Origin of the sequence: Methanolobus vulcani (assembly GCF_006546655.1) — an archaeon.
GTDB classification, from domain to species: domain Archaea; phylum Halobacteriota; class Methanosarcinia; order Methanosarcinales; family Methanosarcinaceae; genus Methanolobus; species Methanolobus vulcani_A.
In genome coordinates this window covers 68,349-81,991 of the sequence record NZ_VIAQ01000015.1, presented here as the reverse complement: position 1 = coordinate 81,991, position 13,643 = coordinate 68,349, and the positions used below count along the sequence as shown (strand labels likewise).

General features: G+C 42.5%; 14 protein-coding genes and 1 tRNA gene. 7 read left to right on the top strand and 8 right to left on the bottom strand.

What is annotated here, in order from left to right; translation table 11 throughout:
- The 3 genes from FKV42_RS07770 to glnA all read right to left on the bottom strand — a co-directional run bounded on the left by FKV42_RS07770 (window position 1) and on the right by glnA (window position 4,105).
- Window positions 1-1,509: a glutamate synthase-related protein gene (locus FKV42_RS07770; RefSeq protein WP_154809669.1), complete on the bottom strand. Its 1,509-nt coding sequence runs from the start codon at window positions 1,507-1,509 to the stop codon at window positions 1-3.
- Window positions 1,506-2,558 carry a class II glutamine amidotransferase gene (locus FKV42_RS07765; RefSeq protein WP_154809668.1) on the bottom strand — a complete coding sequence of 351 codons (1,053 nt, stop codon included), beginning with the start codon at window positions 2,556-2,558 and terminating at the stop codon, window positions 1,506-1,508. The genes FKV42_RS07770 and FKV42_RS07765 overlap by 4 nt, the downstream gene beginning before the upstream one ends.
- 206 nt (window positions 2,559-2,764) lie before the next feature.
- On the bottom strand, window positions 2,765-4,105 hold the full coding sequence (gene glnA / locus FKV42_RS07760) for a type I glutamate--ammonia ligase (RefSeq protein ID WP_154809667.1): 1,341 nt from the start codon (window positions 4,103-4,105) through the stop codon (window positions 2,765-2,767).
- Between the two features lie 346 nt (window positions 4,106-4,451).
- Between glnA and hdrC the strand changes: the two genes are divergently transcribed.
- The 4 genes from hdrC (at window position 4,452) to FKV42_RS07740 (ending at window position 6,598) form a co-directional block, all read left to right on the top strand.
- Window positions 4,452-4,985 carry a CoB--CoM heterodisulfide reductase subunit C gene (gene hdrC / locus FKV42_RS07755; RefSeq protein WP_230375543.1) on the top strand — a complete coding sequence of 178 codons (534 nt, stop codon included), beginning with the start codon at window positions 4,452-4,454 and terminating at the stop codon, window positions 4,983-4,985.
- Window positions 4,982-5,878, top strand: coding sequence for a CoB--CoM heterodisulfide reductase subunit B (gene hdrB, locus FKV42_RS07750; protein ID WP_154809666.1), 897 nt, complete (start codon window positions 4,982-4,984; stop codon window positions 5,876-5,878). Before hdrC ends, hdrB begins: the two co-directional genes overlap by 4 nt.
- A 156-nt stretch (window positions 5,879-6,034) precedes the next feature.
- A tRNA-Arg gene (locus FKV42_RS07745) sits at window positions 6,035-6,109 on the top strand.
- A gap of 36 nt (window positions 6,110-6,145) precedes the next feature.
- Window positions 6,146-6,598: an N-acetyltransferase gene (locus FKV42_RS07740; RefSeq protein WP_328287517.1), complete on the top strand. Its 453-nt coding sequence runs from the start codon at window positions 6,146-6,148 to the stop codon at window positions 6,596-6,598.
- A gap of 23 nt (window positions 6,599-6,621) precedes the next feature.
- Here FKV42_RS07740 and FKV42_RS07735 read toward each other — a convergent pair whose 3' ends face one another.
- The gene (locus FKV42_RS07735) at window positions 6,622-7,059 is read right to left on the bottom strand and encodes a GNAT family N-acetyltransferase (protein WP_154809665.1); all 438 of its coding nucleotides are present in this window, start codon (window positions 7,057-7,059) and stop codon (window positions 6,622-6,624) included.
- Window positions 7,056-8,246 carry a M20 metallopeptidase family protein gene (locus FKV42_RS07730; RefSeq protein ID WP_154809664.1) on the bottom strand — a complete coding sequence of 397 codons (1,191 nt, stop codon included), beginning with the start codon at window positions 8,244-8,246 and terminating at the stop codon, window positions 7,056-7,058. The genes FKV42_RS07735 and FKV42_RS07730 overlap by 4 nt, the downstream gene beginning before the upstream one ends.
- A 187-nt stretch (window positions 8,247-8,433) precedes the next feature.
- Between FKV42_RS07730 and FKV42_RS07725 the strand changes: the two genes are divergently transcribed.
- Complete coding sequence (locus FKV42_RS07725; RefSeq protein WP_154809663.1) at window positions 8,434-9,375, top strand: nucleotidyltransferase domain-containing protein; 942 nt, start codon at window positions 8,434-8,436, stop codon at window positions 9,373-9,375.
- A 51-nt stretch (window positions 9,376-9,426) separates the two neighbouring features.
- On the opposite strand, the gene FKV42_RS07720 is transcribed toward FKV42_RS07725, so the two are convergent.
- Window positions 9,427-9,744 (bottom strand): DUF2098 domain-containing protein, encoded by a 318-nt coding sequence (locus FKV42_RS07720; RefSeq protein WP_154809662.1) that lies wholly within the window; start codon window positions 9,742-9,744, stop codon window positions 9,427-9,429.
- A gap of 56 nt (window positions 9,745-9,800) precedes the next feature.
- Entirely contained in the window at window positions 9,801-10,757 is a 957-nt protein-coding gene (gene mptA, locus FKV42_RS07715; RefSeq protein ID WP_154809661.1) for a GTP cyclohydrolase MptA, read from the bottom strand.
- A gap of 435 nt (window positions 10,758-11,192) precedes the next feature.
- Here mptA and FKV42_RS07710 point away from each other — a divergent pair, with 435 nt between their 5' ends.
- Together FKV42_RS07710 and argB are read left to right on the top strand one after the other, a co-directional pair.
- Window positions 11,193-11,483 (top strand): non-histone chromosomal MC1 family protein, encoded by a 291-nt coding sequence (locus tag FKV42_RS07710; RefSeq protein WP_154809660.1) that lies wholly within the window; start codon window positions 11,193-11,195, stop codon window positions 11,481-11,483.
- A 176-nt stretch (window positions 11,484-11,659) separates the two neighbouring features.
- A complete protein-coding gene (gene argB / locus FKV42_RS07705; RefSeq protein WP_154809659.1) occupies window positions 11,660-12,553 on the top strand; it encodes an acetylglutamate kinase in 894 nt (297 codons plus the stop codon).
- A gap of 36 nt (window positions 12,554-12,589) precedes the next feature.
- Here the strand turns inward: argB and FKV42_RS07700 are convergent, their stop codons facing one another.
- Window positions 12,590-13,630 carry an archaeosine biosynthesis radical SAM protein RaSEA gene (locus FKV42_RS07700; RefSeq protein WP_154809658.1) on the bottom strand — a complete coding sequence of 347 codons (1,041 nt, stop codon included), beginning with the start codon at window positions 13,628-13,630 and terminating at the stop codon, window positions 12,590-12,592.
- Window positions 13,631-13,643 lie beyond the last annotated feature (13 nt).

The following is a 13,643-nucleotide window of genomic DNA, read 5'->3' as shown; positions in this document are numbered from 1 at the left end:
TTAGACCCCCATTGGCTCAATTTTAAGTACGTCAAGTAATCCCTGATCAAGCATGTATCCTCTGAGACGTTCACGGTTACCGCGCAGGCTCTCAATACTGTTAAGACCTGCTGCACCCATGAGTTCACTCAGTTCAAGTGTCCATGCATGGATAAGGTTTGCAATGTTCTCTGCGCCAACATCAGAATCAATACGGCTAACAAGTTCCGGCCTCTGGGTTGCAATACCCCACGGACAGAGTCCACGGTAACAGTTACCACAAACACGGCATCCCAGTGCGATAAGTGAAGCAGTTCCAATATAGACTGCATCAGCACCAAGTGCAATGGATTTTGCAAGGTCACCACTGTTGCGTATTCCACCACTGGCTATAATGGATACTTCATTCCTGATACCCTGATCGTTGAGCTTCTGGTCAACTGCAGCAATTGCTGCCTCGATTGGAAGACCTACATTGTCCCTGAATACCTTTGGTGCTGCACCTGTACCGCCCTTGAAACCATCAATTACAACGGCATCTGCAGATGATTTTGCAATACCTGCTGCAATTGCGGCTACGTTGTGTACCGCAGCGATCTTTACGAAGACAGGTTTTTCCCAGTTTGTAGCTTCCTTAAGACTGCGAACAAGCTGGGCAAGGTCCTCTATACTGTAAATATCATGATGAGGAGCCGGGCTGATTGCGTCTGAACCCAGTGGAATCATACGTGTGCATGATACATCTGCACAAACCTTCTCTCCTGGAAGGTGACCGCCAATGCCTGGCTTTGCACCCTGACCTACCTTAATCTCAATGGCTGCACCGCGCTCCAGATAGTCGATATCGACACCGAAACGTCCTGATGCGATCTGGACTATTGAATGATCCTGATAAGGATAGATAGCCTCGTGCATTCCTCCTTCCCCGGTTCCCATGAAAGTGCCGGTCTTTTTTACTGCCTTTGCAATACTGAGCTGTGCAGGAAGACTGATAGCACCATAGCTCATGTGACCCACCATTATTGGTGTGTCAAGTTTGAGATTTGGAGTCAGTTTTGTCTGGAGATCAATATCTCCATTATTCTTTGTAAATTCGAGTTTAGAAGGCTTCTTTCCAATGTATGTCCTCAGCTCCATTGGCTCTCTAAGAGGATCGATACTTGGGTTTGTTACCTGACATGCGTCAAGTAACAGCCTGTCAAATATAATAGGATAATCAACTGCATTGCCCATTCCGGAAAGGATGATTTTTCCTGTGCGTGCCTGGTTAATTACATCTTCACGTGCTTCAACTGTCCAGACAGGGTGACTGCGATAGTCAACAGGCCTTTCCTGCAGGCTGATAGCATCCCTTGGGCACATTGAGATACAGCGGTGGCATGCAGTACATTTGCGTGAGTCGATGAGGATCTTGTCATCCTCTACACGATAAACACCATAGGAACAGTTATCGACACAGCGCATACACTTCATACACTGATCACGGTCGATACTGATCTTGTACTTGAGTGGTACACTACCAAGACTCATTCTATAACCCTCCCGATAACAGGCTCCCCTGCCCTTGGCATGTATATTTTCTCCACATCAGGGTCCATTGTACGGATAGCTGCCTCTTCACTTGATATATAAAGACGAGGACCGTTCTCTCCTACTATAAGAGGACGCAGCTTGATCCTGTCTGTGAAAGCTACAATTCCATCCTTAGTTGCAACAACGATAGCGAAAGGACCGTTCATAAGAGCAGGACCATATGTCAGACGCAGTGTACGCATAAACTCCTCATCCTTTTCAGGCATCTCATCAATCTCATCCCAGAAAGGTGGAGCCAGTGCTTTAACTACCACCTCTGGTGGCAGGCCATGCTCCCTTCCAAGAAGGTCAAAGAGATAAGCCACAACTTCGGTATCAGTTAACATTGTACACTCGTACCCGTGTCCTTCTACATAGCGACGGTTGGTTCCGTATGAGGTAATCTCACCATTGTGCACAACTGACCAGTCAAGCAGATTGAACGGGTGAGCTCCACCCCACCATCCTGCCGTATTGGTTGGATAACGGTTGTGTGCAAGCCATATGTAACCTTTGTAGTCCTCGATCCTGAAGTAGTTTGCTACATCCTCTGGCCATCCTGATGCCTTAAAAACACCAAGGTTCTTGCCGGATGAGAATATCAGAGCGCCTTCCACGTTTGCATTTATGTCCATCACAAGATGCTTGACGTTATCATCATCAGGGTTTGTGGTTCCCACCGTCTGGTCGGCATATGGTTTGAAGAAATATCTCCAGGATATGTGTTCCTTCTTAAGACGTGGCTGTTCATATGTAGGGATTTCTTCCTGGTGGACTATCCTTCCCCACTGTTCGAGTATTGCGTCAACCTTAGTCTTAGGTTCTAACAGATTATCAAAAAATACGTGGATGGCATAGCAGTCTGCATAATCAGGATATATGCCATAGGCTACATATCCTGCGCCTTCTCCACTTCCTCTTTCATCCATCAGACTCAGGGCTTCCTTTATGCTGGAGCCGTCCATTCTGGACATGGTCCGATCGATTACGCCTATAATTCCGCACATGTTGATCACTATGAGTATTTAGTCTTGGGGCTATGAGATAGTATTTACCTAATATGAACTTAACCATGCAAAAATTCATTCAGAATAAAAAGAAAACCCCGGTTTTCGTGAACAACTTCTATTCACGTTTTACCAGCCTGAAAAAATGGCTGGTTGAAATATGTTGTCGTTTTTTGAAATATAAAGTGAAAGTAAGGGGATTCCCCTTACAGTATGCCGAGATATTTGTCAAGTTCCCACTGGTGGACCTGAGCCTTGTATTCGTCCCACTGAGCAGTCTTGGATTCGATGTAGTTTTCGAATACGTGGTCACCAAGTACTTCTTTGACGAATTCACTTGCAGCCATAAGGTCAATTGCTTCCTTAAGGTTGCCTGGCATGGATTCGATACCTCTTTCCTTTCTGTCTTCTTCGGTAAGCTTGAAGATGTTTACATCAGTTGAAGGTCCTGCGTCCATTCCCTTCTCAACTCCATCAAGACCTGCACAGAGCATTGCAGCGAATGCAAGGTATGGGTTACATGCTGGGTCTGGGCATCTGAGTTCTACTCTTGTACCCTTTCCTCTTGATGCAGGGATTCTGATAAGGGAACTGCGGTTTGATGCAGACCATGTACAGTAGATAGGTGCCTCATATCCAGGAACAAGTCTCTTGTATGAGTTAACTGTTGAGTTTGTAATTGCTGCGAACTCACGGATGTGTGTGAGGAGACCTGCGATGTAATTCTTTGCAGTTGCTGAAAGCTGGTCTGGTGTGCTTGGGTCGAAGAATGCGTTCTCTCCGTCCTTCATGAGAGACTGGTTTGAGTGCATACCTGAACCGTTTTCACCAAAGAGTGGTTTTGGCATGAATGTTGCGTAGTAGCCCATGTGTGCTGCGATGGACTTTACAACATACTTGAATGTTACAATGTTGTCACATGTGGTAAGTACATCACCGAATCTGAAGTTGATCTCGTGCTGTGATGGTGCTACCTCATGGTGGGATGCTTCCAGTTTGAAGCCCATGTCCTCAAGAGCGAAGTCGATTGCTCTTCTGACATCCTGTGCCTTGTCAAGAGGTGTAAAGTCAAAGTATCCACCAACATCTGTAAGCTCTGTAGTTGGCTCACCATTTTCGCCCAGTTTGAACAGGAAGAACTCGCATTCTGGACCAATGTTCATTGTGTATCCTTTCTCTGCTGCCTTTGCAATAGCCTGCTTGAGAACGTATCTTGGGTCGCCCTCGAATGGCTGTCCGTTAGGTCTGTATACATCACCAATGATACGGGCAACTGCGCCTTCCTTTGGTCTCCATGGGAGAATCCTGAAGGTGGTTGGGTCTGGCATGAGGATCATGTCGGATTCTTCGATTCTTGTGAAACCTTCGATTGATGAACCATCGAACATTACACCGTTCTCAAATGCACCCTCAAGATCTTCTGCAGGGATTGCCCAGCTTTTGATAATACCCATGGTATCGGTGAACTGGATTCTTATGAATTTGACATCGTTCTCGGTTACGGCCTGTAACACTTCTTCCTTTGTTGTTGGAAATACTTTTACCATTTTGATTACTCCTCTATTCACTAAGGGGTGTGAGTATCCCATTACCCATTAGGAGCTATATATAGATTCCCTTTTTATGAGCTCAGCACACCACCCTCCAAAAAATAAAAAAAGCGAATAATATTAAAAGCTTATCCATTCAGGGATATAAAAAAGTACATAAACAAATTTGTGGAAAATGATTAATCCCATAGATAGATAATATAATAATTCCTGACAATATGACTGAAAAAAGTTAAAAGAAAAGAAAAAGGATATTTGTGTCATAAGTTGCCGCAACTACTGCAAAGCTTCGGAAACTTTATTATTCTTGCAAAAGTAGTGATTTTAGCAGGCAGGAAAGAATATGGACGAAATGACAGGGGAAAACATCAATATAAATGAGCAGTTGAAAGAAGCATCAACTAACGCTCTTCGTTGCATGCAATGCGGAGTATGCAGCAGTAGTTGTCCCTCCGGAAGACATACCAGCCTTAATATCCGCAAACTTGTAAAAATTGCAGGTCGAAGTTCAGACATCCTCAAAAGTGATGAATTATGGATGTGTACAACCTGCTACAACTGTCAGGAAAGATGTCCACGTGGAATAGATATTGTAGACACAATACTGAAAATAAGATCAATTTCAGCCTATCATAATATAATTCTCCCCGAACACAGAGCTGTCTGTCAAATGCTACTCAAATACGGACATGCGGTTCCAATAAATGATGATTACAAAATAAAACGAACAGAGATGGGCCTGGAAGAACTCCCGGAAACCGTACACAAATATACGGACTCTCTCAATGAAGTAAAAGAACTCCTGACATCCTGTGGTTTTGAGAGATTCACAGAAGACAATACGGATGAGAATAAAACTATGGAGAACACAGCATGAGAGGACTCTCACTTTTTCTGGGCTGCCTTGTACCTAACAGATACCCGGGCATTGAACTGGCTACTAAACTATGCCTTGCCAAAATGGACATTGATTGCAGCGACCTTCCCGGTGCATCATGCTGCCCTGCTCCTGGCGTATTCCGTTCTTTCGATAAAACTAGCTGGCTCACACTTGCTAGTCGCAATATAGTCCTGTCCGAGGAGCTGGAGCGCGATGTACTCACAATCTGCAACGGATGTTTCAGTACTCTTGCCGATGCTAATCACATAATACAGGATGATGAAAAAGCAAAAGAAAAGGTAAATATTCACCTCCTAAAGATTGGCAGGCAAGTGAAAGGAAATATTGACGTCAGACACATAATAGAGTATCTTTACCAGGAATATGGTCCTGAAAAGATCAGTTCATTTGTGGAAAGACCGCTTGATGTCAGAATTGCAGTCCATTACGGATGTCATCTGATTAAACCTACAAAGGATAGAGGACTTGGAAATTCAGAAAGACCTGTTTTCTTTGATGAACTTATCACCGCACTTGGCGCAACAAGTGTGGATTATCCTGATAAGATGGCATGCTGTGGAGCTGGAGGAGGAATGCGTTCTGCAATGAAGGAACGTTCCCTGAAAATGACAGAGGCAAAGCTTGCAAAGATACAGGAAGCGGGTGTAGATTGTATAGTAAATTCATGTCCTTTCTGCCACATGCAGCTTGACAGCGGACAGGATGACATAAAAGAACTAACCGGAACTGAGTTTGAAATTCCAGTACTTCACTACACACAGCTTTTAGGACTTGCTCTGGGATTTCCGGCAGAGATGCTTGGAATTGATACAAGTATTGAAAAGAACAGAAAGCTCATGGAACTGCTGGATTCTCAGCTTGAATCCTAGAATATAGGATTTTCTATAATTATTGATGCTTTTATCTATTACTGTTTTTTGAAAATACAGAAAAACTAGCTTCGAAACTTAACGTATTTCCCGCAAGAAAGCTTTTTTACCAATAACTTTAACATATTGAATGTTATTACGTGAGTAGCACAACATGAGCGTGTGGCCTAGTCAGGATATGGCGGCAGCCTCCTAAGCTGCAAGCCAGGGGTTCAAATCCCTTCACGCTCGTTACTTCTCTTTTTAACAATTCCCGGAGATTGATGATTGATAATAAGAAAGGCTAATGTAAATGATATTCCTGCAATAAAGAGCATCATAGATATCTATGCAAAACAGGAGATGATGCTCCCTCGTTCATTAAGTGAGCTGTATGAATTTACCCGCAGTTTCCATGTATGTGAGATAGACGGAGAAATTATTGGCTGCTGCGCCCTGCAGGTTAGCTGGGAGAATATGGCAGAAGTATTATCATTTGCAGTAAAGCAGGAATATAGAGACAAGGGAATAGGAACGAAACTCATGGCAGCATGCCTGAGTGAAACCCGAGAACTTGGACTGAACAAAATATTTACACTAACCTACGCAGTTCCTTTCTTTGAGAAACAGGGATTTGAAATAATAGACAAGCAGATGCTTCCTCATAAAGTATGGACAGGATGCATAAAATGTCCCAAATTCCCTAACTGTGATGAAGTAGCAATGATGAAAATATTATAATCCATCATGCACTTTAATTCAAATCACAAGGACTTTTCAAAATAAACTGTCCCTTTCTCTTCTTTTACAACTGAAAAACCATTTTTTATATAGATAGATATGGCATTTTTCAGGGAAGAATCTGTTTTCAAGCGAGCATGTGAATAGTTTTTTTCAGCATATATGAGAGCCTTGCTAAACAAAGCAAATCCAACGCCTTTGCCACGACATTCTTTTTTTACATACAGCCTTTTGATCTCACAAACACCTGAACCTATATTCTTCACAGCAGACGTGCCTACAACCTCCCCGCCTGAAAGACACAGGAAAAAAGTACCTCCTTTATCGAGATAATTACCCCGAATATCATCCAGGTCAAAATCCTTTAAGGGATCATAATCAAACCCCTCACCGGCAAGTACACTGATTACAAATGACTTTGTCATGGAAGAATACTCAGCAGAGAATGGTACTATTTTCATTCAAGATATTCTCCCGGGTTTTTCAGGAAATCTGTTGCCAAAGAGTAAAGCAATTCAACACCGTTTAACAGTACATCCTCATCAATATCAAAACCGGATGAGTGGTTTACTTCAACTATTCCTTTTTCCGGATTTTTAGTTCCTATTATTGCATACATCCCGGGAACTTCCCGCAGATAATAAGCAAAATCCTCCGCTCCAAAAATCGGGTCCGGATGAGCACTTACATTATTAAAAATGGTTTGTAGCAGATTACAGGCGTTTTCTGTGAAAAGAGGATTATTGAAAAGAACAGGATAACCTCGATAAACATCCAGATCATATGATGGAACTCCTTCCATAAAATCATTTGAATATGAGTCCATTAGAGAATCAAGCAGAGTAATCATGACCTGTTCTATGGTATCAATATCATTGTCATCAAAGGTCCTGAAGCTACCTACAAGTTCAAGCTCGTCCGGTGACCTGTTGAATTGCTTACCAGCATCCACCATACCAAATCCAAGCACATGACCAGAAGTATTCACTTTCTGAGAAACGGCAGGCTTTAAAGAAGAAATGAATTCAGCGGCAATTTGTATGGGATCAATACACATATCAGGTGTTGCATGATGACCACCCTTCCCAAATATTTTTACCGTGAAGCGATTAGAACTTGCCATTAAAGGACCAGCACGTATGTTTACCTGACCCACATCCACATCACCAAAAATATGCAGACCGATAATAGCGTCCACACCTTCCAGACCACCTTCTTCTATAACCCTAGCCGCACCTCCCGGAGGGATTTCTTCTGCAGGCTGGAAGATAAATCTGACAGTGCCACATATTTCCTTTTGTTTTTCCATAATCATTCTGGCAACACCCAGAACAATAGCCATGTGCCCGTCATGGCCACACGCATGCATAACACCGGGATTCTGAGAGATGTAGTCCTCATTTCGGGGAGAAAGTACCTCATGTGCCGCAAGAGCATCAGTGTCAGAACGTATCGCAATACATGGACCGGGCAACATGCCCCTTACCTCTGCAATGACACCCGTATCAGCGATCTTCCTGCTATCTATCCCGAGTTCCCCCAGTATAGACATTATTCGTTCCTGTGTACCATGTTCGTGAAAACTGAGTTCAGGATTCCTGTGAAACTCTCTTCGAACCTCACATACCCATTTTTCAAATGATTGCAATCATATCACCGTTTATGCAGAAATGTTCAAGCAAATAGAGATTATCAATTTAAAATCACAGATAGACATGTTGCTGAAGTATATATTAGATTTTATTAGATCCGGCCGGGTATAATAAAAGTCGTACCATTTTTATGTGAAAAGACAATTACCTGTAGAGAGTTGAATACAAACAGGAAGGCTAAATATGACTAAAATACGACTCCGGGATTTCATTGTAACAAAAGATGACTGGATCTTTGCAGTTTCCGATTATTTCCACCCACACGGTATAAGGTCAACACTCAGGTATGTACCGGATGAGAATGGAGAGCGTGAACTTGACGGCAAACGCTATAAGAAATATGATTTTGACGTTTCTTTTGACTTTATGCGCCAGAACCGTCCTGAATGGGTAGAGGATGTACATGTGGTCCCTGAAGACCAGATCAAAAAAGTACTTCCACCTACAAGTGCCATCGAAAAATGGTACGGCGTTGACAGCAGAGTGACAGTTGTCGTTGACACGCTTGAAAAAGCAGGTATTCCAAGAAACATGATAGGAATTACAGGATCTCTGTTGCCTGGACTGCAGAACGAAGGTTCAGACATTGATTTTGTGGTTTATGGTGAACAGTGGTTCATTGCAAGGGATGCTATTGCAAAAGCAAAGTCAGAAGGTGGACCTATAGAGGATATCGATGAGAACATGTGGAAACGCATATACAACAAGCGCATACCTGAGATCTCATTTGAGGAATTCATAACCCACGAGAAAAGAAAAGGAAATCGTGGAATGGTAGAAGGAACTTATTTTGACCTTCTTTTTGTCAGGGACTGGGAACAGATCAAAGAACCTACTCAGAGAGGCGAGGATATTGGTACTCTGAAAATAGAAGCAAAGGTTACAAATGCTGATCTTGCGTATGATGCCCCTTCGGTTTACAAGGTAGATCACGATGAGATAGACCATGTACTCTCATACACACACACTTATGCAGGACAGGCTCTTGCAGGAGAGACTATTGAAGCTCAGGGTGTCGTGGAGCAGATCGGAGACATTAAAAGACTTGTAGTTGGCACTTCCAGGGAACCAAAAGGCGAATGGATTCGCTCACTGACACTACTTGAAAAAGAAGGACTTATCTGAGATATAAAATTAAAATTTGGAAATTGATTTTTAAAAATACATAAAGGCGGTTTAACCACCGCCTGTTACCTGGCTGATATCATAACCAGCCTCATTTTCGGCACTGTAAGAACGCATGTATGATTCTGCAGCTTCTGCAGATGAGCGCTCTTTCATTTCGCCTTTAAGTTCACTTTCATCTGTGATAATAAGTAACTCTGGCTTATAGAACAAGCCAGTACTGTCAAGCAATACCCAGATACCTTCTTCATCTTCTTTAAGATCGGTAACTCTTCCCACAGTACCTGTATTCAGATACCTGACAACAGACCCAACTTCAATGGGACTGCCATCCATGCTCAAAGCTTCGATCTTTTCTGAATCGTCCACAATATAACTCCTTTAATTGTTACTCTGGAAAGTATATGAGCTCACAGATTTAATAGTTAAGCATCCTGGGATATCTCAAGACGCAGGTCACCAATAGTTGCAACCCTTTCGGCAAAGGCGTTGTGCCTGTGGATACTTTCTTCATTTATCTGTTTGATTGTGACAATTGCCTCATCAGGAAGGTGCTCAAAGTCCTTGACAACATTCTTTGCCATTGTCCTGACACAGTCCTCTACAAACTTAGGATTATTATGAGCTCTCTGGACAACTGCTGCCTCATCAGCCCTCTTAAGAAGCTCAAATACACTTGCACTCATTGATTTCTCAATGATCTCGATGATCTTCTCGAGTGAGACATAAACGTTTCCGACAACCTCAATAGAGATTATACCGCGGCCACGCTGGTTGTGTGTTGCCATTGGAACCCTGTGAAGGAATTCTGCGATGTGCTTATTATCAACACCGATCTTTTCAAGTTCCTGTCTTGCGTTGTCCCTCATTATCTCCTGGGCACATGGACATGCAGTCATTCCCACAACTTCAGCACCAATCAGTTTCTTGACCTGCATATTTTCTACGTCATCACGCATTGCAATAGCTTTAGCAAAGATATCCACTACTTCCTGGCATTCCATCTTTGTAGAAGGAGATTCTCTTTTGAGAACGTACTCGCTCTTGAGAATCACTTCTGCACGAGTTGCGTATTCGTGACGCTTCAAAAGACTCTGGGCAACATCACTACAAAGCTGCTCGATCTCATAGACAGGCATATTGACTGCCATCTCGAGAACTTCATCGACTGCCTCAAAGTTACGTGAGAGGTTGGCACCTTTCAGGTGTGATGGCAGATCTACGAAGATATCAAAAGTGCAGATCAGAATAATAGGGCGCTTATCACTCCTTTTTATCTGTATGAGTTTTTTGACGTTAGTTACACCGACACGTGTCAGGTTAATGGGTATCTGGGGCTTGTTAGCCTGTATATCTGGTAATTTGACAACCGGGACTTCCATAATTATACCTCTAAAATCAAATAAAGGATGAGGATCCGTTCTGCGAATACAGATACCGGATAGTAATTATATCATGGTGAAAGGGAGTCATTACATGTAAATGTTGTGTTACGGCTTCAGAATGAATAAAAGAAAATAGGAAAACAGGAATACACTAAGTAAGAATATGGCAACCGGCCTCAAAAACTATATAAAACACTACCGGTTTACAAATCAAGTTAACTTGACATGTTGCCACATACGGCTATAGTAACATACACTACTTTTCCAAAATAATATAAAAATAAGCTCATATTCTGCCCAAATAATTGCTCCAAATTACATAAATGGAGATAAAACGAGAACAAAAGCCAACATTAAAAGAAAAATATATATACCTTATATACTAAATACGGTTAGCAGATGTAATCACATAATGATTACCGAGGTGACATCATGTCTGAAACAAGAAATTTTGTGTTAAGAGACAAGAAAGGAAATGAACACGGGGTATTCACTGGAAAGCAGCCAAGACAGGCAGCTTTGAAGGTGGCAAACAGAGGTAAAGGTAAGAAATCAAAGCCAGAGGAGATCAGACTCCGTGAGCGTGGAACAAAGAAGGTACACGTATTCAAGGGCTGGAAAGAAATTGTCGAAGCTCCAAAGAACAAGCCAGACTGGATGCCTGACAAGATCAACAAGCCATTTGTAAAGAAAGTAGGCATCGAGAAACTCGAAAAAGTCTGATTTTCATAAAGGACCCATACACTGGGTCTTTTTTTACTTTCCTTATTTAATTCTTATTCTACAAGTAGCTGCTATCGTAGCAGAAACTATTTTAAAATCTATTAAGCATATTAAGAGAGAGCCCCGGCTATTAGTTGATGAGTTGCCGGAAGCAGAAATAATCACAGGTAAACATCATGACACATAACCGAGAGAACGTGCTAATTGAGGCATTACCATACATAAGGGATTTTTATGACTCCATTATGGTAATCAAAGTCGGCGGTCACGCTATGGTCAATCCGGAAGTGATGAGTGACATCATACAGGATCTGGTCCTTCTGAGATATGTAGGAATACACCCGATAATTGTACACGGTGGCGGCCCGGAAATCTCCGAAAAGATGAAACGTATGGGGAAAGAATCCCATTTTGTCGGCGGTCTGCGTGTTACAGACGATGAAACCCTTGAGATTGCACGCATGGTCCTTGTAGGGAACATCAATACGGAAATTGTAGCACTTATAGGTAAGCATGGTGGAAAAGGAGTGGGACTTTCCGGAAAAGATGGGAAAATGCTCATTGCAAAGAAAAAACCATCACAGAAGGTTATTATTGAAAACGTTGAGCATGAAGTGGACCTTGGATGGGTCGGTGACACTGAGATAATCAACACAGAACTTCTCAACATACTCATAAGAGAAAGTTACATCCCGGTAATCTCACCAATTGCCATGGATATCAATGGAAAAGCCCTGAACATAAATGCAGATACTGTTGCAGGAGACATTGCTGCTGCACTAAAAGCTAAAAAGCTCATACTCATGACAGATGTTCCCGGCCTTCTAAGAGATATTAAAGATAAAAGTTCACGCATATCCAGAGTTGCCATTGAAGATATAGAGAACATGGTAGACAGTGGCCTCATATCAGGTGGCATGATCCCTAAAATGAGAAGTGCCGCAACATCCGTTACAAGCGGTGTCGAAAAGGTGCATATTATTGATGGAAGTGTCTCTCACTCAATATTACTTGAATTATTCACTGACACCGGAGTAGGGACAATGGTGTTTAAAAGGGAAGATGAGTGAGAACTCATCTTTACATTTCGTTTTAATATTAAAAATTCAATCAAGAATAGGACTGCCGAAGGTATGGTCCTCCAGTTCCAGAACCTGTTCCCAGAGATCTTTACAACCACAGGACAAATGTTCAAAGCATGAGAGGTCCTGTGTTAATGAGAACAACCTTATTGCATCAGCAACAGCATGACTGCATTCCCTGCAATTGTGCGGTCCTCTTTTTGAACCTGCACCAACCGGATCAGATGTGATGATCATATCAGGGAACTCTTTCTTTGTTCTCTGAAGAATATCTACAATACTCCAGAGCCAGGGCGGACGATATTGTTTCCTGTCCCAGAGATATTCTACATAAGTACCACGCTGCACATTGCAGAGGTTGATTGAAAAAGTGTCAGTGTACTCAGCTGCATCACGGACTGTCTGGACTATATCTTCAAGAGCTTCTTTCTCTGAGAGGAACAAAGGCTTGAGCATGAGATATGATTTGACAGTTGCCCCGTTTTCTCTTGCTGCGATCGCTGCATCTACAAAGCTCTGGAAAGTGAAGCCTTTGTTAATTGATTGCTTGCGTATGACATCGGAACTTGTCTCTAGCCCCATTGCAACTTCAAAGTCTGTATTTTTAAGAACAGAAACACAATCTTTCACATTCTCTTCAGTTACAAATTCCGGCCGGGTCTCTGCCAGGACTTTAACGATCCTCTCATCGCCGTCCAGTTCTTCAAGTATCCTGTGCCTTACCTCAATAGGAATTTCCTTTGTATCAAGGAAACTACCTGAGGTGAAAATCTTGACCATGAAACGGTCAAAATCTGAAGCCTTCCTCATTGCTTTCTCAAGCTGGGCCATCAGGTCATCGTCTGAAGGAACGTCCTGTGCACTGTCATAAACATAACCGCACATGGTACAGCCTCCAGCCTTGCCCCACCAGCATCCGGAAGTCTTGAAGATGATAGTAATTGTATCTATTTCACCGGATTCAATGACATCCTTGCCAGTCCATGTGGCTGCAGGCACATCTATAGGAGAGGGTTTTACCCTCTGACGATTGCGGATATCAAGAACTGCTTTATTAAGTGACATTTGTCTTTCTCTG

Excerpts from the sequence above, each read along its gene's own strand:
- FKV42_RS07735 (WP_154809665.1), bottom strand. The coding sequence starts at position 7,059 with ATGAAAATAGTACCATTCTCTGCTGAGTATTCTTCCATGACAAAGTCA.
- FKV42_RS07710 (WP_154809660.1), top strand. The coding sequence starts at position 11,193 with ATGTCTGAAACAAGAAATTTTGTGTTAAGAGACAAGAAAGGAAATGAA.
- hdrC (WP_230375543.1), top strand. The coding sequence starts at position 4,452 with ATGGACGAAATGACAGGGGAAAACATCAATATAAATGAGCAGTTGAAA.
- FKV42_RS07700 (WP_154809658.1), bottom strand. The coding sequence starts at position 13,630 with ATGTCACTTAATAAAGCAGTTCTTGATATCCGCAATCGTCAGAGGGTA.
- argB (WP_154809659.1), top strand. The coding sequence starts at position 11,660 with ATGACACATAACCGAGAGAACGTGCTAATTGAGGCATTACCATACATA.
- FKV42_RS07725 (WP_154809663.1), top strand. The coding sequence starts at position 8,434 with ATGACTAAAATACGACTCCGGGATTTCATTGTAACAAAAGATGACTGG.
- FKV42_RS07770 (WP_154809669.1), bottom strand. The coding sequence starts at position 1,509 with ATGAGTCTTGGTAGTGTACCACTCAAGTACAAGATCAGTATCGACCGT.
- glnA (WP_154809667.1), bottom strand. The coding sequence starts at position 4,105 with ATGGTAAAAGTATTTCCAACAACAAAGGAAGAAGTGTTACAGGCCGTA.
- hdrB (WP_154809666.1), top strand. The coding sequence starts at position 4,982 with ATGAGAGGACTCTCACTTTTTCTGGGCTGCCTTGTACCTAACAGATAC.
- mptA (WP_154809661.1), bottom strand. The coding sequence starts at position 10,757 with ATGGAAGTCCCGGTTGTCAAATTACCAGATATACAGGCTAACAAGCCC.
- FKV42_RS07765 (WP_154809668.1), bottom strand. The coding sequence starts at position 2,558 with ATGTGCGGAATTATAGGCGTAATCGATCGGACCATGTCCAGAATGGAC.